Source organism: Flavobacterium chungbukense, from assembly GCF_020805785.1.
Lineage (GTDB): Bacteria > Bacteroidota > Bacteroidia > Flavobacteriales > Flavobacteriaceae > Flavobacterium > Flavobacterium chungbukense.
This window is the reverse complement of sequence record NZ_JAJGZV010000005.1, coordinates 76,792-98,645: the sequence shown is the minus strand read 5'-3', so window position 1 is coordinate 98,645 and position 21,854 is coordinate 76,792. Positions and strand designations below refer to the sequence as shown.

At 34.0% G+C, this 21,854-nt stretch carries 13 protein-coding genes; 6 read left to right on the top strand and 7 right to left on the bottom strand.

Going from position 1 to position 21,854, the window contains the following annotated elements:
• Positions 1–22: 22 nt before the first annotated feature.
• The 3 genes from pbpC to LL966_RS15860 form a co-directional block, all read right to left on the bottom strand.
• Entirely contained in the window at positions 23–2,398 is a 2,376-nt protein-coding gene (gene pbpC / locus LL966_RS15870; protein WP_229354607.1) for a penicillin-binding protein 1C, read from the bottom strand.
• Positions 2,399–2,491: 93 nt separating this feature from the next.
• Entirely contained in the window at positions 2,492–8,170 is a 5,679-nt protein-coding gene (locus LL966_RS15865) for an alpha-2-macroglobulin family protein (RefSeq protein WP_229354606.1), read from the bottom strand.
• Positions 8,171–8,360: 190 nt separating this feature from the next.
• Positions 8,361–8,804: a nucleoside deaminase gene (locus tag LL966_RS15860; protein ID WP_229354604.1), complete on the bottom strand. Its 444-nt coding sequence runs from the start codon at positions 8,802–8,804 to the stop codon at positions 8,361–8,363.
• Positions 8,805–8,865: 61 nt separating this feature from the next.
• On the opposite strand from LL966_RS15860, the gene LL966_RS15855 reads away from it, so the two are divergent.
• The 4 genes from LL966_RS15855 to LL966_RS15840 are packed head-to-tail and all read left to right on the top strand — an operon-like array spanning position 8,866 to position 13,484.
• On the top strand, positions 8,866–9,693 hold the full coding sequence (locus LL966_RS15855) for an energy transducer TonB (RefSeq protein ID WP_229354602.1): 828 nt from the start codon (positions 8,866–8,868) through the stop codon (positions 9,691–9,693).
• Positions 9,694–10,611 carry a hypothetical protein gene (locus LL966_RS15850; RefSeq protein WP_229354601.1) on the top strand — a complete coding sequence of 306 codons (918 nt, stop codon included), beginning with the start codon at positions 9,694–9,696 and terminating at the stop codon, positions 10,609–10,611.
• 54 nt (positions 10,612–10,665) lie between these two features.
• Positions 10,666–12,453: a 1-deoxy-D-xylulose-5-phosphate synthase gene (locus LL966_RS15845; protein ID WP_229354600.1), complete on the top strand. Its 1,788-nt coding sequence runs from the start codon at positions 10,666–10,668 to the stop codon at positions 12,451–12,453.
• A 29-nt stretch (positions 12,454–12,482) separates the two neighbouring features.
• Positions 12,483–13,484 (top strand): DUF3078 domain-containing protein, encoded by a 1,002-nt coding sequence (locus LL966_RS15840; protein WP_229354598.1) that lies wholly within the window; start codon positions 12,483–12,485, stop codon positions 13,482–13,484.
• 66 nt (positions 13,485–13,550) lie between these two features.
• Here the strand turns inward: LL966_RS15840 and LL966_RS15835 are convergent, their stop codons facing one another.
• The 3 genes from LL966_RS15835 to LL966_RS15825 form a co-directional block, all read right to left on the bottom strand.
• Positions 13,551–14,897 (bottom strand): deoxyguanosinetriphosphate triphosphohydrolase, encoded by a 1,347-nt coding sequence (locus LL966_RS15835; protein ID WP_229354596.1) that lies wholly within the window; start codon positions 14,895–14,897, stop codon positions 13,551–13,553.
• Between the two features lie 519 nt (positions 14,898–15,416).
• Positions 15,417–16,013, bottom strand: a complete 597-nt coding sequence (locus tag LL966_RS15830) for an outer membrane beta-barrel protein (RefSeq protein WP_229354595.1) — start codon at positions 16,011–16,013, stop codon at positions 15,417–15,419.
• 193 nt (positions 16,014–16,206) lie between these two features.
• A complete protein-coding gene (locus tag LL966_RS15825) occupies positions 16,207–16,788 on the bottom strand; it encodes an outer membrane beta-barrel protein (RefSeq protein WP_229354594.1) in 582 nt (193 codons plus the stop codon).
• A 148-nt stretch (positions 16,789–16,936) separates the two neighbouring features.
• Between LL966_RS15825 and gldA the strand changes: the two genes are divergently transcribed.
• Both gldA and LL966_RS15815 read left to right on the top strand, forming a co-directional pair.
• Positions 16,937–17,833: a gliding motility-associated ABC transporter ATP-binding subunit GldA gene (gene gldA, locus LL966_RS15820; RefSeq protein WP_229354593.1), complete on the top strand. Its 897-nt coding sequence runs from the start codon at positions 16,937–16,939 to the stop codon at positions 17,831–17,833.
• 358 nt (positions 17,834–18,191) lie between these two features.
• Positions 18,192–20,306, top strand: a complete 2,115-nt coding sequence (locus tag LL966_RS15815; RefSeq protein ID WP_229354592.1) for a TonB-dependent receptor domain-containing protein — start codon at positions 18,192–18,194, stop codon at positions 20,304–20,306.
• Between the two features lie 89 nt (positions 20,307–20,395).
• On the opposite strand, the gene LL966_RS15810 is transcribed toward LL966_RS15815, so the two are convergent.
• The gene (locus tag LL966_RS15810) at positions 20,396–21,799 is read right to left on the bottom strand and encodes a pyridoxal phosphate-dependent decarboxylase family protein (protein WP_229354591.1); all 1,404 of its coding nucleotides are present in this window, start codon (positions 21,797–21,799) and stop codon (positions 20,396–20,398) included.
• Positions 21,800–21,854: the final 55 nt, after the last annotated feature.

The window sequence follows — 21,854 nt, the reverse complement described above, 5'->3', positions numbered from 1 at the left end:
CGCTCAGCCTGACAATCGGTTATCATTCTCTAACAATTTCTATCTTACGTCTTATTTCATTTCCAGATGCATCTACAACAGTAATATAATGTATTCCTGTAGTTGGCGTAATAGGTAATTCATGAAAAGTCTTTGTCGTGGCTTTATATACATCATCAACATACCAAAAAAGCTCTTTATCTCTTTCAGAATAAGCCACTTTAAGAATTACTGGCTGTACCTTGCTATTAAAATCCTTCGTTAGATAAATTTTACTGTTCGCTTTTGGATAAATAAAATCCATTGTTGTGGCTTGTGTTCCTTCGCATCCTTCTTTAAATGGAGGTAAAGGCAAATATTCAATGTGTTGACTTTTGTAATACCATGCCATTACAGGAGGCAATACAAACCAATTTTTAGTGACAATATTTTCGACACTTTCACAACTGCTGTTTACCTGAAATTGTTCTGTTTTATCTAAGTGAATAGTTCTATGATACGGGCAAACTTTCGTTGATTTTCCTTTTTTGGAAACCCATTGTTTTATTTTTGGGCAATTATCTTTTGCTAAATAGCCGCTCAAACGACAAACTTCAACTTCTGCTAAATCTTTATACGGCGTTTCAAACCATCTTTGTCTTGGCAATAAATTAAAAACGTCAAATAAAATTGGTGCAGCACTTGTAACTCCCGTTAAAGTCGGTCGTCCTTCACCAGTTGCATTTCCAACCCAAATTCCTACCACATATCTTGAATTTGTTCCAATTGCCCATGCATCACGATTTCCAAAACTTGTTCCCGTTTTCCATGCAATTTTTAACGAACTATCATAAAATTTCCAAGCTTCGTCTCCTTCGGGCCTGTTCACCTCTTCCATTGCGTTATAAGTCAACCAAATTGATCCTGCGCCTAGAATGTTCTTCTGATTAGTTTCTGAACCAAAATCGGGTTTAAAACCGTCTTTATAATTTAGTTCTGTAAACTCATTTGTTCGATATTTTCCTTGATTTTTAGAATAATAATTTAATGTTGACGAAAGATTTGCATACGTTCGGCACAAATCCCACAGATTACTTTCGGCTCCGCCCAAAATAAGTGACAAACCATAATGATCGGGTGTTTTATTAATATTCTTCAATTTGAATTTTTGAAGTTCTTCGTAAAATTTATTTACGGTAAATTCCTGAAGCATCAAAACAGCGGGAATATTCAATGAACGCGATAATGCACGATGCGCAGGAACAGCACCATCAAATGTTAAATTAAAATTTTGAGGCGTATAGCCCGAAATTTGCGTCGGAATATCAGCCACTAAAGTGTTGGGTAACAATTCGCCGTCATCTAACATTGCACCGTATAAAAGCGGCTTTAAAATACTTCCTGTACTTCGAGGAGCATCAATGATATCAACATCTTTTTGATGGTCTTTATCCGTTGGAGCATTTCCAACATAACTCATTATATTTCTGTTCTGGACATCAATTACCAAAATTGCCAGATTATGAACTTCATTCTGTTTGTACTGATTGTAATAATATCTTGCAATTTGATTTACACGGTTTTGCAAAGCATAATTAATCGTAGTTTTTACACGTGTTCCTTCTTCATTTTTGGCTACTCTCTGCAGTAAATGCGGTGCAATTTGAGGAAGATCATACGGTTTTTGAGGCAAAGGCTCTTCTATTGAAAGTTCGTACGTATGTTTGTCAATTATACCTTCTTGATGCAGCTTTAACAAAAGTCGGTTTCGTTTGTTTCGTAATTTTATCTGATTTTTTCCTGGATAAATTAAACTTGGCGCATTTGGTAAAACGGCCAAAACAGCATTTTCTGCCCAAGATAATTGATTGGACTGCACTCCAAAATAACGCCAAGAAGCCATTTCCAACCCCACCACATTTCCTCCAAATGGCGCATGAGCAGCGTACATTTCGAGAATTTCGTTTTTAGAATAACCTAATTCTAATCTCGTAGCCAAAATAATTTCTATTATTTTTTCGAAGTAAGTTCTGTTTTTCCCTTTTCGGGAAAGTCTGATTACTTGCTGTGTCAATGTACTTCCTCCTCTGACAACTTTTCCAGCTTTTTTATTCTGTTTGAAAGCATTAATCATCGCTCCGGGATTGAAGCCGGGATGTTTATAGAAATATTCATCTTCAAAATAAACGATACATTTTTTGAACTTGTACGGAACGCTGTCCTGCGCAGGAAATCGCCATTGTCCGTCTCGAGCAATTTTTGCTCCAAGTAATTCTCCCTCTTTGCTTTCTATAACTGTTGAATAGGGTTCTTTGAATAACGTTCGAGGTATCGAAAAATAGTAAATCAGCAAGAGCATAAATGCAATTGCTGATTTTATTTTGTTTCTTTTTATCCAATTTATGATACGTTGGAAAAGCGCTTTTAATTTATTTTTCAATCCTAATTATTTTACCTCAAAGTTTTTTTTGCACGCAGATTTGGCAGATTTTCTTTTTTGATCTGCTTAAATCTGCTAAATCTGCGTGAAACTTTATTTTACCACCTCAACCCAGAAACCTTTTGTTCTTGCCAGGAATGTATTGTCGTACATCGCTTCGCATTGTAATCCTGGTAAATAATAATTTCCTAAGTACGATGCATTTAGCAGAATTCGGAAAACTTTTGTTTCTCTTGCTTTCATTCCAAAATAGAAATTCGTTCTATCATCACGGATATCAATATAATCAGCAATGTTGTTTACAGCGTCTCCGTAATCGGTAAAACGTGTATTTACAATTTCAAAACCAGAAGGTAAAATTTGAGATAACGCCACATTTTGAATACTTTCTCCTCTTTGGTTTTTAATGGTAACTTCAGCAACAAATTCGGTTCCTTGATTGATCCTTGAAACATTGATTATACTTCCTTTTCTATTTTTGAAAACAATAGAAGCTGTAACATCGCTCTGAATTGCATTTTCTTCTCCAATTGGTAATATTCCAGTATTCAATACTCGAACATAAACCGTATTGGCTTTATTGTTTTTCAGTGTAATACTATTTGATCCAGAAGCAACAGACAAACTACGATCTGCAACCGATTTACTTGTGTTTATTGTCTCACCTTTTCCGTTTTTACTAAACTGAATATTGATTCCTTTTGGACCGTTGCTAACAGCAAATTTAGACATCGCATATAAACAGTAAGCTGTTGTCTGCGTACTCATCCATTGATTTGCAGACATTTCTTTAGCTAATTTAGTTGCTGTCACAAATGCTTTTTGCTTCTGATCTAAAAGTAACATGGTCTCTAACGCCATTGCTCTGTTTCTTTCACTTGAGCCATAATAGTAATAGCTATAACCATCTGAGCTTCCATCAATGCTAGTTTTCAAGAACAAACTTTGCCCAGCAGATTTTTGTCCCGCTAAAACATAAGCCGCTGCCAAACGAAGCATACTTTCATTAGAAATACCTTTTGTTTCGCGCAATCTATTCATAGCTGATAAATCGGCATTTCCAGATAAAGCTAATGTATACAGACGATAAGCCTGTGCTAAATCATTTCCATATTTTGGTTCAAAACGCCATTGTTTCGCTTCTTTCTGCTGATAAGAAAGCCATTTCGATTTGAAATTAATTGGTAAAACATATCCTTTTTTCTCTGCTTCAATTAAGAAATGTCCAGCGTAAGAGGTTCCCCAATCGTCTGCAATTGCATTTCCTTGCCAATAAGGCATTCCACCATTTGACAATTGGAAATTTCCTAATCTTGCAATTCCGGCTACAATATTTTTCTGGATCAGATCTTTTCGTTTACTATCAATATCAGCTACATCTCCTAAATACAATTGAGGAAAAACAGATGATGTGGTTTGCTCGACACAACCATGCGGATATTGAATTAAGAATTGTAATCTTCCGTTCAGATTCATTGATGGCATCGACGAAACTTCCAATCTTGCTTTGTTACTTCCGGCAATACCAAATGTTTTCCACGAAATTGTTTTAGAACTATTTGGCGTTAAAACCACATCTGTGAAAGTACTCGTAACCGGGTTTGGATTTGTCATATCAATTTCAACATCATAAACTGATTTCTCACTTCCAGATGTTGCGATTACCTGAACTTTTGCAATTCCTGTTGCAGCGCCCACAACCAAATTAAAATAAGCCATTTTTTCATCGGGCTGCGCAAAATTCAATCTTTGGACTGCACTTCCCATAACTTTCAATCCGTTGCTGGTTTTTACCTGAATCGAAACATTTTTAATTTTATTTTCAGTTGCAAAAACCGTTACTGGAAGTGTTACTTTTTCTGAAGGCGAAATTTTTCTTGGCAAAGATGCCAAAACCATCAACGGACTTTTGACTGGTGTTGCTTTTTCGACACTTCCGTAAGCACTCGTATTCGCATCTCCAGCCACAACCATAGTTCTTACCGAACCAATATATTTTGGCAATTTTAATTGATGTGATTTCGTTTCCCCTTTTCCTAATTTAAATGGCCCGTAATACAATACAACAGGTTTAAAACGATTGGCCTTTTTAGCTTTTCCGCCACCTAAATCCTGATCTCCACCAATACTAAAAATTTGATTTATTTTTCCTCCATAAGCTCCAATTACATCATCATAAATATCCCAAGTTTTTACGCCTAAAGCTTCACGAACATAGAAACTATCCCAAGCGTTTGGTGTTTTAAAACGTGTTAAATCTAAAAGTCCCTCATCTACAACTGCGATTGTATACGTCATTTCTTTTCCTGATTTTTCGCCTACTTTAACAGTAAACGCTTGCTCAGGTTTTAGCACATCTGGCATATTAAGAGTCGGTGCCAGAATAGTATTTTTATCCACGACTTCAATAGGAACAATTCCGTACATACGAATTGGCGAATCGTTTTTGGTCGAAGCATGAGGTTGTAACAAAGTAATATTAAAATATACGTTTGGTGCCATTTCACCAGTAATTGGAACCTCAACTTTTGTTTCTCCCTTTTTAGTTTCTGCCCAAATCGTTTTTACTACTCTAGATCCGTTTTCAATTGAAATTAACGCTCTTCCTCCTTCGCTTGACGGGAAAGAAATTTGCGCTTTTTCTCCAACAGCATAGTTTTTCTTATCGGTAGAAAACACTAACATATTGGCCGTAGAAGCATCTCTATTACGCGTTTTTCCGGACCAGATTGGCCAGTCGATATTTACCGTTAAAGAAGTTGCGTGACCATCTTGCGGATCTTCAACACGAACCAAATAACGCCCCCATTCTTCATCGGTCAAAGCAAATTGGAAACTTCCTCTTCCGCTTGCATCAGTATTAATCATTAATGATTTATAAGACGTTGTTGCATTCGATGAATTATAATTCGACAAATTATCACTTGACGAATCCCACCACCATCTCCAGTCTACTTTATAAATTCTTACTTCAAGATTTCGAACTGCTTTTGGTCTGCCATTTTCATCAACAGTTATGACTTCAAAACGATTATTGGTTCTGGTTTCAAGCATACTATACTTGTTCAATTCAGGTGTTTTAAGTCCAACATACGTTTTATAAGGAGAATATGTTGTTGACATAACATCAGTGCTAAAATCTCCACCCTCTTCATATACTTTTGTAATGAATGAAGCGCGAAGCATTCCTGGCGCCTGACCTTGTAATCTTGGCTGAATGTTTACCGAAGCTTTTCCATTTTCATTTAATTTACCTGAGAATATATTAATTTCTTCTGTACTAAATTGGCGCACCACATCATCAAAAGTAAATTTTTCATAACCTTTAAAAGTGGTGGCTTGCTGAGAGAATTTAGCCTGCATTTCTACATTCAAATTTTTAGCAATCGCACCATGTAGCCATGTTACTTCAAGATTGTCTGTATTTGGATAAGATGCTGATAGCGTTTTCCTGCTAAACGTATTTTTGATTTTTAAACGATTTGGCTTAATTGTTTCAATTTTAATGCTTTTATAAAACTTAGCCCCACCAACGCTTACCATTGCTTCCCAATTTCCTGTTGGTGCATCTGGATTAGTTGGCACTGTAAAAGCATAATGGTTTAAATCATTCGTTTTTTGAACTGTTTGATAAACTGTCTTACCATTCGGATCATTCAACCTAAATTTTATAGGATGCGATTTCGGAAGTTTATTTGCCGCATCATTCAAAATAAATGATAAATACAGATTATCTCCAGGGCGCCAAACGCCTCTTTCTCCATAAATAAATCCTTTCAGACCTTTTTGCAAAGTCTCACCAGCAACATCAAAATTACTTACAGACAATGAAAGTCCGTCATCCAATTTCACATAAGTAGACTGATCTCCCAGAGTAACAATCGCAAAATAAGCAAACTTATCCAATTGAAAAGAGGCAATTCCCTCACTGCTTGTGGCTTGTGTCGCTAATTTTTGCTGTTGAAAATTATACAAATCTACTCTAGCATTCGAAACAGGTTCTGTTGTAACAATATTGTTTACCGCAAATAGATACGATTTGTTTTCTCCTCTTTTTGCAATGACACCCAAATCTGTAGCTAAAATATTAGTGGCAATTTTTGCATTATAATAATACGAACCCGAACACGGATCTTGGCTTTCTCTCCACTCATAATCATCGTAATAATAATCATCATAAGAGTTACCACTGTAGTTTACATCATTTTCATCAACCTCTTCTTCCTCACTTTCGGTTTCATTATCATCTGATGTTTCACATTTGTAAAGTGAATATTTCTTTTTATATTCAAATTCAACTCTATAAATCGCTCCAGGTTCAGGTTTAATAATTTTAGATAAATCTAAAGCATAAGTATTCCATTTTGTTAGATTTACAAGCGTACTTTCTCTCAAATTTAAAGTAGTTTTGGCTATTGGCTGCGCAACTTTTTTGAGGTTTTGTCCTCCATTTAATTCATTATATTGAAGAAACTGTAAAATATTGTTTTTATAAATTTTATACACTTTTACATCAACGGCACTTAAATTTACAGCTTCAAAATTTAGTTTTAGGTTATTTGAACTTGGCAGGATTGTACCATTTTTAATAAAACGAACGCTTGGTTTTATTTGATCAAAAGAAATTTTTTCTGAATAATTTGCTTCTAATTTTTTACCGTATTGGCTTTCAATTCCCTGAAAAACTTCCAGTAGCAATTCACCGGTTATTACTTGTTCAGGTTCTTCATCTGGAACAACTGCAACTATATTTTCTACGGCTGTTGTATCAACTGCAACTGCCGATGAATCGACTACAACCGCAGCAGAATCTACAGCAACAGCAACAGGTTCTTCAACTACAGCGGGTGCAGAATCTTCTTTTTTGGTCGCATTCTGATTTGTAAAATATACTTTCAATAAATTCCCTTGGGTTGAAAACTTCAAATTATTGGTATTCTGAATAGAAACCAATCCGGCAAAATCCTGACCTTTTTCTAAAGGCTCAGAAAAATTGATTAAAACCTGTTGATTGTTTCCATCTGGAACTTCAACTTTAATAATTTTGAATTCATTAATACTTGTAACAGGAAAATCAATTTGTCCTTTTTGATCAATATCAAAATCGCTTCCGTCATAAATAATTTCCAAATTTGTTGCTTCTGACTGACGCTGAATGCTATCAATTATAAAACGAAATTCTTTTGCAGGACCGTTTGTTTTCTCAAATTTAATTTTAAGATTATTTCCATTGTGTTTGGCTTCAACAAGCTTTTTTGCGGTTTCCAAATCAATATTATCTGCCGTTTTTAAAACGCAGTTCAAATATTGACATTCTTTGCTATACGATTGTATATCGGCCGTATTTATGGTAAAATCCTGTTTTACGGTTTTAACTGTAAAATTAAATTTAGACAATTCCTTTTCTTTTTCTTTCGGAATTGCAGTCAGTTTATCTAAGTTTAAAGTAACCTGATATTCTGTACCTGGTTTTAGTTTTTTCTCTGGAATAAAAGCGATTGTATTAGTAGAAAGTGCAACTACTTTTCCGCTCACGCTTGGCGAAATATCAAACAAATCATTGTCTAATTCCTGATTGGGTTTCCAATCGTTTTTATCGAAAGCCAAAACCACGCGAATATCTGAATCCGAAGAAACGATTCCGCCAGTAAAACTGGTTATGTAATCTTTAAATAATGAAAAATCGGAGTTGAAATCTGCTGCTGATTTTCTGCCGCAGGATTGAAAAATAAAAAACACAAAAAATACGAGAACTAAACCTTTTACTTTCACTTTATCTAGAGTTAATTGGTTAACAAATGAAAAATTAATACGTTTTGCTGTCAAAAGCCTTACAGCAAAATACAAATTAAATCAAGATAAAAGTAAATTATTTTTTGGCTTATTTAAGAAGAAAATTCTTTAATTTTATTATTTAACGTTTGTTCAAGCTAACAAATTACTATAAGGGAGTTTTGGAAACTTATTTACGTCTTTCAATAAAAAAACGTTTCATTAAATCTGCCGCTTCATTTGCCATTACACCAGAGATCACAGTAGTTTTCGGGTGCAATTTTGTTCCCATATTTAAAAAACCACGTTGTTCGTCGCGTGCGCCAAAAACGATTTTAGAAATTTGACTCCAATACAAAGCGCCTGCGCACATTTGACAAGGTTCGAGCGTTACATAAAGTGTACAATCTTTTAAATATTTTCCGCCCAAGAAATTGGCGGCTGCAGTTATCGACTGCATCTCTGCATGAGCGGTAACATCATTTAGCAACTCGGTTAAATTATGACTTCTTGCAATTACTTTATCTGCAACGACAATTACAGCTCCAACAGGAATTTCGCCTTTTTCAAAAGCCATTTCAGCCTCCTGCAAAGCTTTTTTCATAAAATACTCGTCTGTGAAAGGATTTATCATAGTTGCAAAAATAGGATTTTAGAATGTATTTTTTATTACATTTAAATTTTGAAATTTGAATATGGAACAAAAATACAAATTGATTATTCCGGAACCTTGCCGAGAAAACTGGGACAAAATGACTCCTAAGGATAATGGTCGTTTTTGTATGAGTTGTTCTAAAACAGTTATAGATTTTTCTTCAATGTTGCCGGAAGAAATTCAGCATTTTTTCATTCAAAATCAAAATGAGCAAATTTGCGGGAGGTTTAGAAAATCGCAATTAGACACCATTACAATTCAAATTCCAAGTCGGGTTATATATACTCAAACCAATTATCATAAAATGTTTTTGTTGGCTTTATTTATTGCTATGGGATCGACTTTGTTTAGTTGCTCAGATAAAGGGGGAAACAAAACCAAGATTGATAAAATTGAAATTGTAGACAATGCAGATCAAGATGAAGATGAAGTTCCGCCTTCATGTTACGGCCATCAGATCGAATCTAAAAAAACAAAATATAAACAACCTGAAGAAAGATTTGTAGTAGGCGCCTTGCTACCTCCGAATCCTATTGAAACAGGAAATTTCAGGTATGACATTATATACCATTCAACAGATTTAGATGTTCCACCTGTTCCAGAAAATGGAATGAAAAAGTTTAATGCTTTTTTTACCCAAAATTATCTTACTCCAAAGACAGCAGAAGAATTTAGAGGGAGAGGTTTTATTATATTTGTTATCGAAAAAGATGGTAGTCTGAGTAATTTCAACATCGTTAAAAATACGCCGAAAGAAATAGGAGAAGAAGCTATTAGAGTTTTAAAAATAGCTCCAAATTGGATTCCCGGAAAACTGAAAAACCGTATTGTCAGATCAACTTATGTTTTACCTATTAGAATTAAATAAATGAAAAAGCATAAAATCAGTATTCCCGAACCTTGCCACGAAGACTGGAACACAATGAAGCCAAATGAAAATGGCCGTTTTTGTTTGAGCTGTTCTAAAACGGTTATTGATTTTACGTCGATGCTTCCAGAAGAAATTCAGCACTTTTTTATTCAAAATAAAAATGAAAAAATCTGTGGAAGATTCAAAAAATCACAATTAGACACCATTACCATTCAAATTCCTAATCGCGTTTTGTATTCACAAACTCATTATCGAAAAATATTCTTGCTGGCTTTGTTTGTAGCAATGGGGACAACGCTGTTTAGTTGCCAAAGAAAAGATGGAACTAAACAAAAGATTGAAAAAGTTGAAATTACAGATGATCCGCCCAAAATTGATAGTCCTATTGGAAAAGCTAAAATTCACAAAAATGATTCTACGTGTGATGTTCCGCCTCCGCCACCTCCGCCTTCCAAAGAGCATGATAACATTACAAATTCTGAAAAAAATACAAATAGAATCAGTGGTGAAGTAATTTTAGAAGATCAAAAAACAAAAAACAAAAATTCTTCTAAGCCCTCTTCAACAAAATCAGAGAAGAAAAATGATTCTCAGAATGAAGATGTTGTTTATAATGGGGGAATTGCTATTGAAACAAACGCAGAATTTCCTGGCGGAATTGAACAATTCTACAACTTTATCGAAAAAGAATTTAAAAAAACCGAAAATTCAGAAAGTGCAAATCTAAAAATCCGACTCTCTTTTGTAGTAGAAAGAAATGGATCTGTCACTTACCTCCGATCTGAACCAGCTATTGATGATGTTACTGAGAAAGAAATTGCTAGGGTTTTTAGTTTATGTCCGAAATGGCAACCAGGAGAAATTAATGGTAAAAAAGCTCGAAGACTATATTCTTTACCAATTGTATTACAATAGACTTCAATAATAAAATTTAAATTTAAAACCGTAAATTTGCTTTTTACCTTAATAATGAAAAGCGATTTACTCTCAAAAATATATAACCCTGCCGATTTACGTCTTTTAAGCGAAGAACAGCTTACTCAAGTTGCTCAGGAATTACGTCAGTTTATTATTGATGTGGTTTCCGTAAAAGAAGGGCATTTGGGTGCGAGTCTCGGCGTTATAGAACTTACTATTGCTCTGCATTATATTTTTAATACTCCAGAAGATTTATTGGTTTGGGATGTTGGCCACCAAGCTTACGGTCATAAAATCCTGACTGAAAGAAGAGAAAACTTCGATACGAACCGTCAAATAAACGGCATTTCTGGTTTCCCTAAAAGAAGCGAAAGTGTATACGATACTTTTGGCGTTGGGCATTCTTCTACTTCTATTTCTGCCGCTTTAGGAATGGCGATTGCTTCTAAATTAAAAGGCGATTTCGAAAAAGAACATATTGCCGTAATTGGCGATGCTTCTATTGCGAGCGGAATGGCTTTTGAAGGTTTAAATCACGCCGGAGTTACCGATGCCAATATTTTAGTTATTTTGAATGACAATGCAATCGGAATCGATCCGAGTGTAGGTGCTTTAAAAAAATACCTTACTTCGGTTAAAAACGGAAAAAATCCGAGACAGAATAACATGATTAAATCTTTGAATTTTGATTATTCTGGACCTATTGACGGTCATGATCTTCCTAAATTAATCAAAGAATTAAATCGTTTAAAAAAGATAAGAGGTCCAAAATTCCTTCATATTGTTACTACAAAAGGAAAAGGTCTGCAACAGGCAGAAGAAAATCAGGTGAAATATCATGCGCCTGGAAAATTTGATGCTTCAACTGGAGAAATTCATTTAAAATCTGAAGAAAATCTTCCGCCTAAATATCAGGATGTTTTTGGTTTAACGATTTTAGATTTGGCCAAAAAGAATGAAAAAATAATCGGAATTACGCCTGCAATGCCTTCTGGAAGTTCTTTAAAATTTATGATGGATGAACTCCCCGATCGCGCTTTTGATGTGGGAATTGCCGAACAGCATGCCGTAACGCTAGCCGCAGGAATGGCGACTCAAGGCATGATTGTGTATTGCAATATTTATTCGACTTTTTTACAGCGTGCCTACGATCAGGTTATTCATGACGTGGCATTGCAAAATTTACCTGTAATTTTTTGTTTGGACCGCGCAGGATTAGTTGGCGAAGATGGCGCAACGCATCACGGTGTTTTTGACATCGCTTATCTTCGTTCGATTCCAAATATGATGATTTATGCACCGCTTAACGAAATTGAACTTCAAAACATTTTGTACACCGCCCAATTAGGATTAGAGCATCCAATTGCGATTCGTTATCCTAGAGGACGTGGCGTTGTTTCAAATTGGGAAGTAGCAAATTTCGGACATTATGAAAAAACTGAAATCGGTTCTGCAAAATGTTTAAAAGATGGTACGAAAATTGCTGTTCTGTCGGCCGGAACGATTGGAAATAATGTTATAGCAGCTCTTAAAGAATCAACCAATTCTAACGAAATTGCACATTATAACTTTAGCTTTATTAAACCATTAGACATCAATACACTAAACCATATTTTTACCAACTTTGAAAGAATAATAACAATTGAAGATGGTGTTAAAAAAGGTGGTTTTGGAAGTGCTGTTTTAGAGTTTGCAGCATCTAATAATTTCAAAAACAATATTGAAATTTTAGGTGTTCCAGACGAATTTATTGAACATGGAACAGTAGAACAGCTACAACAATTATGTAATATTGACGTTAAAAGTCTAGTAAAACTTTTTTCTAACGATTCAAAATAAGTATTTTGCGACACCAAAACAATTACCAAATGAAATTATTACGTTCAACCCTTTTACTATTTTTACTGCTAAGTACATCTACTATTTTTGCCCAAATTATACAAACCACTTTAAGTCCAAATCAAGCGCCTAAACCGCCTTCCAATTGGTCAAAAAAGAATCAATTAGGTTTTGATATTTCTGAAATCGCATTTGTGAATTGGAGTGCCGGGGGAACAAGTTCTATTTCTGGTTTATTTAAAGGTGAATTTGGAAGAACGTATGCTAAGAAAAATCATAAATGGGTTAACGAGCTTATTGTAAAATATGGTCTAAACAAGCAAGACGGAACTGAGCTGAGAAAGACAGACGACGCTCTCCAGTTTAACTCGACTTACGGGTTTAGAAAAGATACAGCATCAAACTGGTATTATTCTTCAAAATTAAATTTCAATACGCAGTTTACAAACGGTTATAATTACCCAAACAGAGATGTTGCAATCTCTAAACCTTTTGCACCAGCTTATATCTTTCTGGGAGCTGGAGCCGAGAATGCCAATAAAGCTAAAAACAGGGTTTTCTATTTCTCTCCTATTACATTAAAAACAACTTTAGTATTAGATCAATATCTTGCTAATCAGGGTTCTTTCGGGGTTAAGAAGGCGATTTATGCGCCAGATCCGCTAGATCCTACACAGCAAATATTAATTGAAGAAGGTCAGAAAGTAAAAGCCGAATTTGGTATACTTTTTACAGCTTACATGAAAAATGAAATCTACAAAAACGTTTTTTACGAAAACAGATTAAGCTTATATACTGATTATTTAAACAAATTTGGAAATGTCGATATCGATTATGACACTCGATTAGACCTTGTAGTAAATGCTTATGTAAAAGCCAATATCGGAGTTCATCTAATTTATGATGACGATATCAAGACTAAAAAAGATGTTGTTGATCCGACTACTGGAACGAAAACTCAAGTAAATGACGGACCAAGAATGCAATTAAGACAAGTTCTCGGAGTTGGTTTAGTTTACGCCTTCAAATAAGAAATAAAAAAAGCTTCTTTCAGATTATTCTAAAAGAAGCTTTTTTTTATTTATACCTCAATGAGTTTAACGCTTTTTCTGTCCTTGAATTGTTTCGTATAATTCAAGTGCATTTCCATCTGTTAGAAGTGAAACATAATGGCAGATATGCAATAATCTTTCATATAAATTTCCTTTGTCTAAATGATGTTTTTCTGGCAGCATTTTCAAAATCAATTTATCATAATTAGAAGCAGTTCCTTCGTATTTATTATTGAATGCTGTTATGAATTTATCTAATAATGTTTGAATGATTTGATACCCGACTATTTCTTTCTCAATCACTTCACGGCTTTGGTAGATTTTCTCAACGCTTAGCTTGATGATATCATTCATCTGCGCTTTGTATTTACTTTTATCGGTTAATGCATACGGAAAATTTCCAGCAAGAATAGCTTCTTCATTTTCAATAAAAACATCGACTGCATCATTGATTAAAGAACCAATTGCAAGTGCGCGCAAATAGCTAATTCTATCTTCTTTCGTTTCTAATGTTTTATATTTTGCTACACCAATATTGTCTTTTACCAGTTTAATTAGATATTCTAAAGCATAATCTTCTGAAACTAAACCTAAATTTATACCGTCTTCAAAATCGATAATTGTGTAGCAAATATCATCTGCAGCTTCTACAAGATAAGCTAAAGGATGTCTTTCAAAACCAATATCATCACCAGATTTATTGGCAATCATTCCCATATCTTTGGCTACTTCTTCAAAAAATAATTTATCGGACTGAAAAAAACCATATTTTTTATCGGCAATATTATTGGTTGGCTTTTTCGGAAGGCTTTCTTTTGGATATTTCATAAAAGCTCCCAAAGTAGCGTACGAAATACGAAGTCCGCCTTCGATTCCCGGACGGCTTGCTGTTAATACGGAAAATCCATTTGCATTTCCTTCAAAATCAATTAAATCTTGCCATTGTTTATCGGTTAATTGACTTCTAAATTGTTGCCCTTTTCCAATAGAAAAATATTCTCCAATTGCTTTTTCACCAGAATGTCCGAAAGGTGGATTTCCGATATCATGTGCTAACGAAGCTGCCGCTACAATAGCACCAAAATCATTCATGTGATAACCGTGAATTTCTTTTAAATAGGGATATTTCTCAATTATTCTTTTCCCAACCAAACGTCCTAGCGAACGTCCAACAACCGAAACTTCTAAACTATGCGTTAAACGTGTATGAACGAAATCTGTTTTAGAAAGCGGAATAACTTGTGTTTTATCTTGTAAACTTCTAAAAGCGGCAGAAAAAATAATTCGGTCATAATCTACCTCAAAACCTAAACGTGTATCATCTTGTTCTACGCGTAATCTTTTGCTTGTATCTCCTTGACGTTTTAATGATAAAAGTTGTTCCCAGTTCATTTGATTTTAGATTGTTGATTAAAGATTTAGATTGCTGATCTAAATTGGTAATTTAAGATTTCAAAAATACGCTTTATTTTAGGATAAAATATGCCACAGATTAATTTGATTTAAAAGATTAGATTTTTTGTTTGCCACGAATTTCACGAATTAACACAAATTATTAGTGCTTACAGTAATTGGTGGAAATTCGTGAAATTCGTGGCAAAAAAATTAAAACATCAAGTATAAAAAATCATTTTAATCTGTGAAAATGACATCATCCAAAACATCGCAACAATCGAATGTTCACGATTTCAAGTTGGCATTGTTTTTTTTTAGGAGCAGAAGATTTTCAATTTCATAGACGTTTTGTCCCGCTATCCGCTATATCTTTTTTGTCTCGTTAGAAAAAAACGAGACACAAAAGGATGCCGCTCCTATCGGGGCTAAACCAGAACTTTTAGTTTTCATAAGAACTTTAGTCAAAAAAAAAGCACTTCAAATTGAAGTGCTTTATATATATTAAAAATCTAAAAATTAGAAGTTTTTAGAAATACCAATAGCAAATGACTGACCTAAATTAAACCCAAATGCTTTCGATTTATAGCTACTTCCAGAAGTAGTGTCATTATTTAAAGCGGTATAATTTATTCCACCAATATTAAAATTCAGACCAAAACCTTTTGAAATATTAATAAAAATTGCCGGTGTTATACTAGCATAAATTCCATCACTATCATTATAAAATTGACCTGTTGAGATTGTATTGGTTTCTTTTCTATTTTGGTAACCAACACCAAAATCTGCGTAAGCCGAAAAGATAGAACTTAAAGGTCGTGTGTAACGCAAAAATCCTCCAAATCCATAAACTCTGTCTTTGTATTTGCTTTCTTCCAAAAAGTTCTGATTAATACTTCTAAAATTACCTTCAACACCTGCTGTCCAGTTTTCGTGAAATTGATATCCAATTTTTGGTTGAATAGCAAAACCGGTTTGTTTGCTTTCTAAATTCAATCTTGAATCTGAATTTTTCTGAGAATCGAATGAAACACTTCCCATAACTAAAATAGATCCCTTTTGAGCATTTGCATAACTGCACAGAGCCAATGCAAGAATAAGTAACATTTTTTTCATAATTGATTTGTATTTAAATTCATACATATTTAACAACAACAATGCCATTATTTTTAATCATTCCAAGAAAAAACACAAAACAAACTGATTTACAATACTTTAAATTCATAAAAAAATATAATCTGATTCTCACAAAATAAAAAAGCACCCCGAATTGGAGTGCTTCCTGAAATTGAATATATAAAACTTAAGATTAAAAGTTTTTAGATATCCCGATGTTGAATGTTTGCCCGAAATTGAAGTAAAAACTACTAACATCTGCACCATTGTTATCGTAACTTAATGTTTCGTATCCTAAACCTCCAATGCTAAAGTTAAGACCAAAACCTTTTTTCATGTTAATGAAAAGAGCCGGAGTAACGCCAACATACATTCCGTCTGCTTTAGTTTTTGCATACGAATTTCCTGGACCGTATTCTTTAAATTTAGCATTTTGAAAACCAGCACCCATATCTGCAAAAACAGAAAAAGTTTGGCTTAATGGCATTGTGTAACGAACAAAAGCTCCTAATTTAAATGCATTGTTTTTTTCTTCAGTAATACCGTTATCGTCATTATAAGAACTAACAGTAAATTCACCTCCAACTGTCCAGTTTTCGTGAAATTGGTAACCAACTTTTGGAGAAAAACTAAATTCGTTTACTGTTCTTTCGCCAGCTTGAAATTCTGTTTTATCAGAAGTATATCCGATGTTACCTCCAACTAAGATTGTTCCTTTTTGCGCGTTTGCAAAACTGCAGATAGCTAGGGCAGCTACCACTAAAAAATTTTTCATGATTTGGGTTTATTTTAATTTTAGCATTTCTTTAACAACAACAATGCCGTGAATTCTGGGCGTTTCGATTTTTTTTATAAATACTTTAAAAGACAAATTGTAGCAATCGAAACTATTTCTCGTTACTTTTGTAGCAAATAAAAAGTCCATGTCGATAGAAGTAAACAACATATCAAAAAGTTACGGAACGCAAAAAGCATTAAATTCAATTTCTTTCTCAATTCAGAAAGGAGAAATTGTTGGATTTTTAGGTCCAAATGGAGCTGGAAAATCTACCTTAATGAAAATTTTGACTACCTATTTATTGGCAGATGAAGGCTCAGCCCTTGTAAACAGTCACGATGTCATGACGAATGCAAAAGAAGTGCAGCGTTCGATTGGTTATTTACCAGAGCATAATCCGTTATATTTGGATTTGTATGTTCGTGAATATTTGGCATTTAATGCAGATGTTTACAACGTGCCAAAATCTAGAATTGAAGAAGTAATTGAGCTGACAGGACTGACACCTGAAAGCCATAAAAAAATTGGCCAGCTGTCTAAAGGATACCGCCAGCGTGTTGGATTGGCAAACGCTTTATTGCACAATCCAGATGTCTTAATTTTAGATGAACCAACTACAGGTCTGGATCCGAATCAGTTAATGGAAATTCGTAATGTGATTAAAAATGCAGGAAAAGATAAAACAGTTTTTTTATCCACACACATCATGCAGGAGGTTGAAGCCATTTGCGATCGTGTCATAATTATTGACAAAGGACAGATTGTTGCCGACAATAAATTAGATCATTTGGTTACCGCAAATAAAGAGCAAGTTATTGAAGTAGAGTTTGATTACAAAGTAGAAGAACAGCTTTTAGCAAAATTAGAAAACATTTCTTCGTACAAAAATACACATGACATGACTTGGGAGCTGACTTTTGTTACCGAAAAAGATATGCGTCCTGCTATTTTTGACTTTGCCAACGAAAATGGTTTAAAAACACTACAATTGAACCAGAAAAATAAAAATCTAGAAGCTGTTTTTAGAGAAATTACAAAGTAAGTTTTTAGTTTTCAGTAACAGTTTTCAGTTAAAAAGCGGTTTGTTTTAAATAAAACAAACCGCTTTTTTTATTTTCAATTTAATTCTTTTCTCTAAAAATCAACAAATTAAGGCATTTTCTATAAAAAAGTTTTATTTTTATTTAGACTTGTTATAAATAGTGTTATCTTTGGCAAATCAAATTTTAAATGCCACGGTATGTTACCTATACTCCAGACCCTCAAAAAAATTATTTCTGTTGTTTTAAATCAGACCCTAAATCTTCGAAAAAGGTTTTCAGACAAGTTAGAACAAATTGTACTGCAATAAATTCTGATCCGAAAAAATTATGATTTAGATTCTGCCAAATAAAAACAACATGAAAAATATTATAACCTCCATAATGCTTACTTTTTCGGTGTATGGATTTTCTCAAACAGAAAAAGAAACAGATAGTATTGTAGAAACGATAACAGCTTTAGATGAAATTGTGATTAGCAAAAAGAAAGTACTTTACACTCAAAAATCGGATCGTCTTGTTTTTAATGTAGAAAACAGCATCGTTTCTGAAGGCGGAACTGCACTTGATGTTTTATCGCGTGCACCAGGCGTTGTCGTATCTCAAGACGGCGATTTGTCCATTCGCGGCCAGCAAGGTGTTGCTGTTATGATAAACGGAAAATTGACACAGCTTTCTCAGAAAGAATTGGCTAATTATTTAAAAGCTACAACATCATCAAACATCAAACAAATTGAAGTGATTACGAATCCTTCTTCTAAATATGATGCGGCAGGTAAAGCTGGAATTATCAATATTATCCTTAAAAAACCAAACGCTTCTGGCTTAAAAGGAACTGCTTTTGCAAGTTATGGAAGAGGCCGAAAAAACAGAACCAATTCTGGTTTCAATTTAAATTACAACAAAGACAAATGGGGTCTTTTTGGAAACTACAGCTACACATTTCGTGGTGAAGAAGAGAAAAAAGAATTCAATCAAGTTCAATATACGGATCAGACACGTCAGGAAATTGCATCTAAAAATCATCAGACTTCTATTACTGACGAACCTTTAACATCAAATAATTTCAAAATTGGAACGCAATATGAAGTGTCGCCAAAAACAAGTTTAGAATTTTATGTTGATGCCAAAATTGGCCGATACCAAAATATGGCCGATGGAACAAATAAAGTTGTAAACACAGCCAATCAGCCCATTTTTGATGCTGCGACTTATAACGATAGTAAAGAAAAATGGAACGATTATACGTATGCATTTTCTGGATTGCATAAGTTTAATAACGAAGGAAAAAATATGGCTTTCGATTTTGAGTATGAAACATCTAAATTCAGATCGAATCAATTTCAAAGTGCAGATAATACTGCAAATGCAACTGTTGTAAATGACCGTCGTGGTTATATTCCGTCTCAGTTAAAAGTATTTACTGGTAAAGTAGATTTTGTAAATCCGTTTAAGGAAAAACAATCTCTAGAATATGGTTTAAAAGCCAGCATTAAAAATAATGATAATCCTTCTGTTTACGAATACTATGAAAATAATCAATGGTTAATAGATTTTAATTCGACCAATCATTTTGAATACAACGAACAGATTTATGCCGCTTATGTGAATTATAAATATCAACTGGAAAAATTGAACGTTCAAGTTGGTTTAAGATCAGAATATACCGCTATCAATATTGATCAAAAAACCTTAAATGAAGAACATAAAGATGACTATTTAAAATGGTTTCCCAGTCTTTCTTTAAAATACGAATTCACAAATAACCATTCTGCGCACGCTTCTTACAGTAAAAGAATCAATAGACCGAGCCAGTTTGACTTGAATCCATTCCGTTTTTATGATGATTCATTCAATTATTCGCAGGGAAATCCGAACTTGATTCCGGAGATTACGCATGCAATGGAAATTGGTTACGCATGGAAAAGTAATTTTATGGCTTCTGTTTATTTCAACAGCACAAAAGATGTTTTTACAGAAGTTTACAATTACAATCCAGACACGAATACAACGGTTACCACACAAATAAATGTTGACAAATCATACAATTATGGCATCAACATTACTAATACAGTAGAATTTTATAAATGGTGGTCTTTTAATACCTTATTCAATGTTTTTGAAAATAAATTTATGGGGAATGTTTTAAACAGCAATACCATAGATCCGATTATGACTTTGAATTTAAGCGTTCAAAACTCGTTTACGATAAGCGAAACTTGGAAAGCGGAAGGAAATGCTCAATATCAATCTAAATCTAATCTTGGCGTTTACCAAAGAGACGGTTTCTTTGATTTCAGTATCGGTGTTTCAAAACAAATTTTAGCTAAAAAGGGAAACATCAAATTGAATTTTACCGATGTTTTTAATACCAATAACTTCTACATTAAATCTGTCGTTGCGCAAACGGGAATAGACAAAAGATATGATCTAGACAATCGTATTGCGACAATTGCATTTACATACCGCATTTAAAATTCGTTCTTTAAATACCTAGTTTTTTGTTTTTTTTTGTGTTAGTTAAGAGCCTGTTCCTTCAAACAGGCTCTTCTGTTTTTAGATCATTATATTTCCTGAAAAACTTCAATCATTTCCTGAATTACAATTCTTACATCTTCTTCTGTCGTTCGCCAATTGACAAAAGAAGCTCTGATTCCTTTTCGGTTTTGATAGATGGTTGGCGTCATAAATACTTTTCCACTATCGTTCAACTTCGTTAAAAATTGAGATACTTTATCTTGATTTTCATTTCCTTTTAAAGTAAAACAAACATTGTTTAAACGAATTGGAGCAAGCAACTCAAAATATTCCTGTTCGATTAAAGCATTAGCAAAATGCAACGCAAGCGAAGTACTATTTTCAATTATAGATCTGTAACCTTCTTTTCCATATGCTTTCAGCGAAAACCAAGCTGGCAGCGCACGAAGTCGGCGTGAATTTTCAGGAAGAACATTCAAATAATTAAAATTTTCCAGTGGATTTCCTAGATAAGGTGCATTAGAATTTTGGAATGTTTCTATTTGTAAATTAATGTGCTCTTTTTTAATTAGATAGAAAGCGCTTTCGTAAGGTACATTCAACCATTTATGACAATCAATTGTGATACTGTCTGCTCCTTCCCAACCCGCAACAAGATGTTTGTATTTTTCTGAAACAGCAGCAAATCCACCAAATGCGGCGTCAATATGCCACCAAAATTTATATTTTTTTCTAAGTTCAGAAATAGCTTCAAAATCATCAAAATCGGCAGTATTTACAGTTCCCGCACTAGAAATTAAAATGAAAGGTTTCCCATTTAAACTGGCAATATTATTTTCTAAATCAGTAATATCAATCGCTTCTCTATTTCCTTCAACAGTTTTTACTAAAGTATAATTCTGGCTTCCAACTCCAAGCATTGAGAGGGATTTTACAGAAGAAGAATGTGGTGTTGCAGTTAGAATATTCATTTTTTCTGAAATTCCGTGTTTGGCAAAATCTTTTCCAAACTGCGCTCCAAACCACTGTCTTGCAACACCCAGATTGGTAAAATTGGACATCGTTGCCCCCGTAACAAATCCGCCTGAAAAATGATCTGGCAACTCTAGAAGTTCTAATAAAAGATTGATGGTTTCTGCCTCAATTAAAGCCGATACACCTCCCTGACTGCTAAAAGCTTGTGGATTTTGATCGTAAACCGCAGCCAACCAATCTCCAACTATAGATGCCGGAGTAGAACCCCCAGTGACAAATCCCCAGTATCTAGGCCCAGGTGAAGAAACCATTAAAGGCGCTAATCTTTGATTGAATTCTTCTAAAGCTCCTAATGAACCTAATCCAAGTTCATTTAGTTCTTTTTGAGGATCAATCGAATATTTATTTGAAGTTGGAATATCTTCCAAGTTACTCAGAAAATCAATTCCTGTCTGTTGTGTTTTATCTAAAATATTTTGGAAATTGTTTAGATCGTGTTGTAATATTGAATTCATGCTATAGAATATTAGATTTCATGCTGATCGATTCAGATGAAAACAGATTTTATAA

Coding starts and splice junctions, on each gene's coding strand:
- LL966_RS15860 (WP_229354604.1), bottom strand. CDS start 8,804: ATGATAAATCCTTTCACAGACGAGTATTTTATGAAAAAAGCTTTGCAG.
- LL966_RS15855 (WP_229354602.1), top strand. CDS start 8,866: ATGGAACAAAAATACAAATTGATTATTCCGGAACCTTGCCGAGAAAAC.
- LL966_RS15850 (WP_229354601.1), top strand. CDS start 9,694: ATGAAAAAGCATAAAATCAGTATTCCCGAACCTTGCCACGAAGACTGG.
- LL966_RS15845 (WP_229354600.1), top strand. CDS start 10,666: ATGAAAAGCGATTTACTCTCAAAAATATATAACCCTGCCGATTTACGT.
- LL966_RS15840 (WP_229354598.1), top strand. CDS start 12,483: ATGAAATTATTACGTTCAACCCTTTTACTATTTTTACTGCTAAGTACA.
- LL966_RS15835 (WP_229354596.1), bottom strand. CDS start 14,897: ATGAACTGGGAACAACTTTTATCATTAAAACGTCAAGGAGATACAAGC.
- LL966_RS15830 (WP_229354595.1), bottom strand. CDS start 16,013: ATGAAAAAAATGTTACTTATTCTTGCATTGGCTCTGTGCAGTTATGCA.
- LL966_RS15825 (WP_229354594.1), bottom strand. CDS start 16,788: ATGAAAAATTTTTTAGTGGTAGCTGCCCTAGCTATCTGCAGTTTTGCA.
- gldA (WP_229354593.1), top strand. CDS start 16,937: ATGTCGATAGAAGTAAACAACATATCAAAAAGTTACGGAACGCAAAAA.
- LL966_RS15815 (WP_229354592.1), top strand. CDS start 18,192: ATGAAAAATATTATAACCTCCATAATGCTTACTTTTTCGGTGTATGGA.
- LL966_RS15810 (WP_229354591.1), bottom strand. CDS start 21,799: ATGAATTCAATATTACAACACGATCTAAACAATTTCCAAAATATTTTA.